1 protein-coding gene is annotated in these 380 nt (G+C 66.3%); it reads left to right on the top strand.

Annotation, left to right across the window (positions count from 1 at the left end):
- On the top strand, positions 1-380 hold a 380-nt coding region (locus DY926_RS14935; protein ID WP_148707811.1), incomplete at both ends, for a hypothetical protein.

Raw genomic sequence — 380 nt, 5'->3', positions numbered from 1 at the left:
CCGTATCCGCGTCCACTCCCCTCATTATCCCGCGCACCGATTACCGTCTGGTCGGCACCCGCCACCTGGGGGCGACGTGGAAGGAGCGCGCGCGTGACAACATCGCGGCGATCCGCCTGCTGGCGGAACTGGAGATGGAAGACCGCGCCGCCACGACGGCCGAACAGGATGTCCTGATCCGGTTTACCGGCTTCGGCGCGGGCGAACTGGCCAACTCGCTCTTTCCCCATGGGAATGATGGGTTCCGCGCCGGGTGGGAGGACATTGGCCGTGCTCTCCATGACAGCACGAGCGATGCCGAACGGGCCGGCCTCATGCGCGCCACCCAGTACGCCCACTACACCCCGGAACTCATGGTCCGTTCACTGTGGGACATGGTC

Origin of the sequence: Komagataeibacter melaceti, assembly GCF_003403295.1 — a bacterium.
Lineage (GTDB): Bacteria > Pseudomonadota > Alphaproteobacteria > Acetobacterales > Acetobacteraceae > Komagataeibacter > Komagataeibacter melaceti.
This window is presented reverse-complemented; position numbering and strand designations above follow the sequence as displayed.